Annotated in this window: 7 protein-coding genes; all 7 read left to right on the top strand. The window is 28.4% G+C overall.

What is annotated here, in order from left to right; genetic code table 11:
• Positions 1–235 precede the first annotated feature (235 nt).
• The 7 genes from A9758_RS04550 to glmU all read left to right on the top strand — a co-directional run bounded on the left by A9758_RS04550 (position 236) and on the right by glmU (position 7,761).
• Positions 236–583, top strand: coding sequence for a NifB/NifX family molybdenum-iron cluster-binding protein (locus tag A9758_RS04550; protein WP_011406871.1), 348 nt, complete (start codon positions 236–238; stop codon positions 581–583).
• A 217-nt stretch (positions 584–800) separates the two neighbouring features.
• Entirely contained in the window at positions 801–1,673 is an 873-nt protein-coding gene (locus A9758_RS04545) for a hypothetical protein (RefSeq protein WP_011406872.1), read from the top strand.
• A gap of 461 nt (positions 1,674–2,134) precedes the next feature.
• On the top strand, positions 2,135–2,710 hold the full coding sequence (locus tag A9758_RS04540) for a 30S ribosomal protein S3ae (protein ID WP_011406873.1): 576 nt from the start codon (positions 2,135–2,137) through the stop codon (positions 2,708–2,710).
• Between the two features lie 104 nt (positions 2,711–2,814).
• On the top strand, positions 2,815–3,492 hold the full coding sequence (locus A9758_RS04535; RefSeq protein ID WP_011406874.1) for a TIGR00297 family protein: 678 nt from the start codon (positions 2,815–2,817) through the stop codon (positions 3,490–3,492).
• Positions 3,493–3,496: 4 nt separating this feature from the next.
• Positions 3,497–4,726: a 2,3-bisphosphoglycerate-independent phosphoglycerate mutase gene (locus A9758_RS04530; protein ID WP_011406875.1), complete on the top strand. Its 1,230-nt coding sequence runs from the start codon at positions 3,497–3,499 to the stop codon at positions 4,724–4,726.
• 235 nt (positions 4,727–4,961) lie between these two features.
• Positions 4,962–6,320: a phosphoglucosamine mutase gene (gene glmM / locus A9758_RS04525; RefSeq protein ID WP_011406876.1), complete on the top strand. Its 1,359-nt coding sequence runs from the start codon at positions 4,962–4,964 to the stop codon at positions 6,318–6,320.
• Positions 6,321–6,465: 145 nt separating this feature from the next.
• On the top strand, positions 6,466–7,761 hold the full coding sequence (gene glmU, locus A9758_RS04520) for a bifunctional sugar-1-phosphate nucleotidylyltransferase/acetyltransferase (protein ID WP_011406877.1): 1,296 nt from the start codon (positions 6,466–6,468) through the stop codon (positions 7,759–7,761).
• Positions 7,762–7,808: the final 47 nt, after the last annotated feature.

Raw genomic sequence — 7,808 nt, 5'->3', positions numbered from 1 at the left:
TTTTAGATTTTTGAATGTAAAATCAGTCATTTAAATAGTTAAAATTCATGAAAAAATAGATACTTTAATAATTCATGATTTAATATATAAATTAGGTAAGTAACTATGTCTGTTAATAATAATTCCTTAAGAACTCATTTTATATTCAATTTCTATGGAATTATACTAAATTCAAAAAAATATTAAAAAGAGAACTAATAAACTATAATATAACGATATAAAGAGGAATTATTAGATGAAGAAAATTGCAATAGCTGTTAAAGAAAATGGAAAAAAAGTTGAACATTTTGGTATATGTGAATATTTTATAATATATGATTATGATGAGCAAACTCATAATGTTGCTTACAAAGATGTAATTTTCTCCTCAAAAAGTCATGATAAAAATAGTGAAGAATGGGAAAAATCTGCAGATGCTATAGATGGTTGTGACATATTAATATGTGAAAAAATAGGTCTTGTTGCAAAAACAGAGGTTAAAAAAAGAGGTATTAAAATCCTAGAAGATGAAGGTAATACTGAAGACTTATTAGATAAATTCATAAAAATTGAAACTAATAAGAACAATATTAAGTTACCTTAAAACAATAGAATGAATCATCTCCCTCCCAACTTTTTCTTAAAATTTAAATAACTCATTTTCCAATTAAGATTAATAGATAAAAACTTAAATGAACTTTAATGATGAATGAGTAAATATTAAGTATATATAATCCAATAAAAGAACTATAGTAAAAATATTAAGAAAAATTAAAATTTAATAGATTTTTATTCAACAATAACCATGGGAGAGTAATCATATGAAATTAGATGAGAAATGGTTTGAGTTATATGAATCATTATATGGTACTACATTCAATAAAATTCTAACAATAGGTACTCCTAATGAGGGATATGAAAATTATCCAATTAAATCACTAGCCCAACTAAGGCAAATGTGTGAAGAAAATTATCCTAAAAAAGAATTTTACATTAGTCTTTATGATTATGATTCAGATGAACTTGCAATAAAATGGGATCCTCAAGATAATACTCCATATGAAAAATATTCTAAGAAAAATTGTATTTTATTTAGATTTATACAAAATACAGATATAATAAAAGAAGAAACTAAGGAATTAACAGATGTTCAGAAATTCATGTTTACTCGTAGAACATTAAATTTAGGAAATAACAAGGAAATTTTTGAAGATGTAAGGAAAGTATATGATGCAATAGAAGAATTATTTAATATTAAATCATGGGTTTTATTCAATGGATATAATGAATGCTACTTATATGTATTTACAGAAAGTGAAATGAAATTAAAAAATCCTACATTAACTTATTATTACTTCTATAAATTTATAGAAAATTATACAGGAGTTAAAACACTTATCTATTCACAAATAGAACCATTTTCACAGATACTATCATTACCTGGAAGTCAAAATAACAACACCAGACTCTACACTAAACCATATGATATTACCCTTGATTACTTAGATATTCTTAAAAATTCCCAATCTAGAAAAATAGAATCATTTGATCTTAGACAAAACCAGGATACATCTTCACTTGAAGAATTATTTAAAACTGTGGATGATGAAATAACTAAAAGAAAATCAGAAGGAAATACAAATATATGGGATTATGAATTAGATGAACTTTTTAATGAAAAAAGATCAATCTAAAAAAAAAATATTAATCATAATACTTTCCCTCTAAAAACTTTTTTTATAAATAAAAATTAATATTTTTTTGTTACTAAATATGGCTATTTTTCACTAACTATATATTAAATAAAAAATATAATAATAAATTAAGATATAGACTAGGTTTATGGTATTTTATAATCTAAGTCATAGAGATTATTATAGAAGATTATGACTGTTGTCATGAGTATCTAAAATCTTCTATAAAAAAACAACTAAAATTTGTTTTATATATCACAAAACCTGACGGAACTATTTCAAATTAATAGATTAAACTGTTACTAACTAATTTAATATAAAAAAATAACCACCAATACATTTGTTATAATAATATAACATTTCTTTTAGAGTATAAATCATTGAAAAGTGTAGATTTATTCTAAAAATAATTAAAAAACTTAATAAAAATTCATTAAAAGATATAAGGAGATTGTGAAAGAATGGCAAAAGCAAGAAGACGAGTACGTGACACATGGAAAGAAAAAATTTGGTATGAAATATTAGCACCACAAGAATTTGATGATGCAAGCCTTGGAACAAGTCCTGCAAGAGAACCTGAAATGCTTGTTGGTCGTAAAATTGAAACATCAATGCGTGAAATTACTGGAGATTTCAGTAGACAATATGTAAAATTATTCTTTGAAGTAGATCATGTAAGTGGAGAAGTAGCTCACACAGTATTTACAGGACACAAAGTAACAACAGATTATGTACGTAGTATGATTAGAAGAGGAACCAGTCGTATCGACACAATAACTGATGCAACTACAAAAGATGGTAAAAAAATCAATGTTCACATGTTAGCAATAACTGTAAAAAGAGCAAAATCATCACAACAAAAACTTATCAGAGAAACTATGCAAAACATGATTATTGAAAGTGCTGCAGAAAAAACTACTGAAGAATTAGTTAAAGAAATAATCTCTGGTAAATTTGCTTCAAGCATATATCATGAAGCTAAAAAAATATATCCACTTAAAAAAGTAGAAACTATCAAATCCAGAATATTAAATTAAATTAGTTTTAAAATAACTAAACTATTAATTTTTTTTTAATCCACTCCAATTTTCTTTTTTTTTATACAAAGATATTATATTAATAAAACACAATATCATATAATATGATACAATTAATATTCCTTATAATTTGTGTAATACTCGGAATCATAGTATACTTAAGTGGTGCACTTGATTTTCTAGGCTCATTTTTTGTTACAATTATTGGAATATTTATTGTGATATCCAGAGGTTTTAACTGGTTAGCAATACTTTTACTATTTCTTTTATTAGGTTCTGCCTTTACAAAATTCAAAAAGAACTATAAAATAAGTATTGGAATTATACATGAAAAACGTACCGTTAAAAATGTTGTTTCAAACGGAATTATCTCAGTAATTATGGCAATATTTGGAAATTATGCTGGATTTATTGGAGCTATTTCAACAGCAACAGCCGATACATTAGCAAGTGAAATAGGAGTATTGAGTAAACCTATATTAATCACGAGTAAAGAGAGAGTAAAACCTGGAACCGATGGTGGAATCTCAGTACTTGGAACAGTAGCAGGATTAATTGGAGCTTTAATAATAGGAGTTTCAGCTTTTATAGTAAATGTATCTCCAGACATTACCCACAGTATCTGCATAGCAATTGTGGCCGGAATGGTTGGTTGTTTTGCAGATAGTCTTCTTGGTGCAACATTAGAGCGTAATGGACTCTTTAACAATGAACATGTTAATTTAACTGCCACAATAATTGGAGCATTAGTTGGTATCATTATAATAACAATCGGAGCATAAAAAAATGAAAGGAATTATATTTGTAATAGATGGAATGGGAGATCGCCCAGTGAAAGAACTTGGAGACAAAACTCCCCTTGAAAATGCAAGAACTCCAGCTATGGACAAAATGGTTGAAGAAGGTATAACTGGAATTATGGATACAATTCGTCCAGGAGTAAGACCCGGTAGTGATACAGCACACTTAACATTACTTGGATACGATCCTTATGAAGTTTATACAGGACGTGGACCTTTTGAAGCAGCAGGTATTAATGTTGAAGTTAAACCTGGAGACATTGCATTTAGATGTAACTTTTCAACAGCAGATGAAAACCTTATCATAACAGATAGAAGAGCAGGAAGAATCCAAAGTGGAACTGATAAACTTGCTGAAGTAATTAACAATGAAGTAAAATTAGATGATGTTGAAGTAATCTTTAAAGAATCTGATGGACATAGAGGTGTTCTTGTTCTAAGAGGAAACGGTTTATCTGATAAGATTACAGATGCTGATCCTAAACATGAAGGAAACAAACCAAAAACTGTAAAACCATTAGATGATTCAGAAGAAGCAAAATTCACAGCAGATATAGTAAATAAATTCGTAGAACAATCATATGAATTATTAAAAGATCATCCAGTAAACATAGAAAGAATTGAAAATGGTGAAAATCCAGCAAATATTATATTACCAAGAGGAGTTGGAGCAGTTCCACATGTAACACCATTTGAAGAATTATATGGACTTAAAGGTGTATGTGTAGCTGAAACTGGACTTATTAAAGGTATAGCTAAAATTGCTGGAATGGATACTATAGATATTCCTGGAGCAACTGGTGGAATTGACACTGATATTGATAGTGTACACAAATACATCGTTGATACTATAAAAAGTAATAAATATGACTTTATATTAGTAAATGTTGATGGTGCTGATGAAGCAGGACATGATGGAGATATTTTTGGTAAAAGAGACTTTATAGAAAAAGTAGATAACATAATGGCTGACTTAAAAGACATGGATGATATTGTATTATTTGTTACAGCAGACCATTCAACACCAGTAAGTGTGAAAGATCATAGTGGAGATCCTGTACCAGTATTTATAAAAGCACCTGGATTAAGAGTTGATGATGTAAAAGAATATGGTGAAAGAGCTGCTGCAAAAGGTGGATTATGCCGTATTAGAGGAACTGATGTTCTATACATAATCAGAGATCTTATGAATGTAACACAAAAATTCGGAGCATAAGTTTAGATAAAATTTTATCTAACTTATTTTATTTTTTTTTAAACTTATTTATAGCATATTCTTTTAAAATAATAAATAAAAGAATATAACTTTCTAAATTATTATTAATAACCTATCTTTCTATAAAATAGATTTATGTATATGTAAATAAGAAAATATTAAACTATGAAATTAACAACTATTCTTTTAAAGATTAAATGATAAATATGTTAACAGATATAAGGAGTTATAATATATGAAAAGCATACCAAAACTATTTGGAACCTCAGGAATTAGAGGAAAATATCAGGAAGAAATTACATTAGAACTAGCATTAGATGTTGCTAGAGCTTTAGCTAAATATATTGGTGGAAAAAATAAGAAAGTTGTAATAGGAAGAGATACAAGAACTTCTGGTAAAATCATTGAGAATGTAATGTCTGCAGGATTACAACAATCAGGATGTGATGTATTACTTCTTGGTATGGTTCCAACACCAGTTGTAGGATATGCAACCTTAAAAAAAGAAGCTGATGCAGGAATTATGATAACAGCTTCACATAATCCTTCACAATACAATGGAATTAAACTATGGAACAGTGATGGATTAGCATATAAACAAGACCAAGAAAGAACAATTGAAAAATTAGTCTATGAAAAAGATTTTAATATTGTTAAATGGAATGAAATTGGAAAAGAATACGATATTAGTTCATTCAAAGATAAATATATCGATGATATCGTTGCTAAATCTGGAATTAATCCTTTAAAACCATTGAAAGTTGTTGTTGACTGTGCATGTGGTGCAGGTTCTTATTTATCCCCAGAAGCTTTAAGAAGAGCTGGTATGAATGTGATTACACTTAATGCACAACCTGATGGATCGTTCCCAGGACGTAGACCAGAACCAAATGAGGCTAACTTAGGAGAATTAATGAAAACAGTGAAAGCATTAAATGCTGATGTGGGTTTAGCCCATGATGGGGATGCTGATAGAATGATTGCTGTGGATGAAAATGGAAATTTATCTGATTTTGATAAATTACTTACTATTATGGCAAAAGAGTTTGGTGGTACTGTTGTAACCACAGTTGATGCTTCAGCTTGTTTAGATATTCAGATGCAAAAAATCGGTGGAAATGTTCTTAGAACACCTGTTGGTGATGTTCACGTAGCTGAATCTATAAATAAAAATAAAGGAACATTTGGTGGAGAACCTTCTGGTACATGGTTACATCCTGATTTCTGTATGTGTCCAGATGGACTTCTTTCTGGTTTAAGAATAGTTAGAACAATACAGAAAAATGGTAAGTTATCAAAGCAATTAGATGCTATTGAAAATTATCCTACTATAAGACAAAAAGTTACTTGTGAAAATAGTAAAAAGAAAACTGTTATGAGTATTGTTGAAGAGAAATTTGAAGAGGAATTTGATGATGTTAAAGAAATTCTTACAATTGATGGTGTTCGTATTTCCTTTGAAGATGATAGTTGGGTTTTAATAAGACCTTCTGGAACTGAACCATACATTAGAATTACTGCTGAAGGTAAAACTCAGGAACATCTTAATAGTATTGAAAAAATATCCAATGAATTCCTAAACAACATCATATAATTCACCTCCTTTTTTCTCTATTTTTAAAAAAAAACCATATATACAACTTATTTTATATCATTGATTAAAAATAGTATTCATTAAACTATATTAAAAATGTATTACTAATATTTTAAATATACTAATATAAAACAGAGGAATACTAATGAAAGCTATAATTTTAACTGCAGGTGAAGGAACAAGAATGCGTCCTTTAACAACAACACGACCTAAAACAATGCTTATAACTGGTGGAAAACCATTAATACAATATAATATTGAATCATTAAGAGATGCTGGAATAAAAGACATTACTCTCGTTGTAGGCTATAAAAAAGAAGTTATTGAAGATTATTTTGGTGATGGAAGTGAATATGGAGTAAATATTACTTATGCTGTGCAAGAGGGCCAGTTAGGAACTGCCCATGCCATAGGTAGTGCTGAAGAATATATTGATGAAAGTTTCATAGTTTTAAATGGGGATATAATTGTAAGTTACGATCTTATCAGAAATTTAATTGAAAAATATGCAACTAGAACTAGTAACAATGTAAAATCTGTATTAACATTAATTGAAGTAGATGATCCATCAAGTTATGGTATTGTTTCAACAGAAAATGGTAAAATAACAGAGATTATTGAAAAACCTTCAGTTGAAGATGCTCCAAGTAATCTTGCTAATGCAGGAATTTATTTATTTAGTCCAGAAATATTTGATGCTATAAGAAAAACTGAGTTATCCAAACGTGGAGAATATGAAATTACTGATTCATTAGATATAGAATTATCTGAAGGATGGGAAATATTAGGTCTTATTTCTAATGAAAAATGGATGGATGTTGGAAGACCATGGGAATTATTAGAATGTAATCAGGATTTCCTTGAAAAAATGGACGATAGTATTGAGGGCGAAATTGAAGATAATGTAACTATTCATGGTCCAGTACATCTTGGTAAAGGTAGTATCATTAGATCGGGTTGTTATATTCAAGGTCCTGTATTTATTGGTGAAAACTGTGATGTTGGACCTAACACTTATCTTAGACCATATGCATGTTTATGTAACGATATAGATGTTGGTAATGCTGTTGAAATTAAAAATAGTATTATTATGGATGGAACTAATGTTAATCATTTATCATATGTTGGAGATTCAGTTATTGGTGTAAATTGTAATCTTGGTGCAGGTACTAATCTTGCTAACTTACGTTTTGATGATAAACATGTGCAAGTTACTGTAAAGGGCAATAGAATTGATTCTGGTCGTAGAAAACTTGGAGCTATCTTTGGTGACGATGTGAAAACAGGAATTAATACTAGTGTTAATCCTGGTGTGAAAATTGGTAATGGTTCCTTTATAAATGCAGGTTGTGTTTTATATAGAGATATTGAATCATTTTCATTAGTTTCCACAGAAACTAATCTTATTGTTAAGAAGATAAAAGAAAAAAAAGAGAATTAAATCCTTTTATTCTTTTTAATAATAGAATTATTATTTTTTTAAATTAA

This window comes from Methanosphaera sp. A6, assembly GCF_001729395.1.
GTDB classification, from domain to species: Archaea; Methanobacteriota; Methanobacteria; order Methanobacteriales; family Methanobacteriaceae; genus Methanosphaera; species Methanosphaera stadtmanae.
Note: the sequence above shows the minus strand (reverse complement) of the source record. Positions and strands in the feature narration are given on the sequence as shown.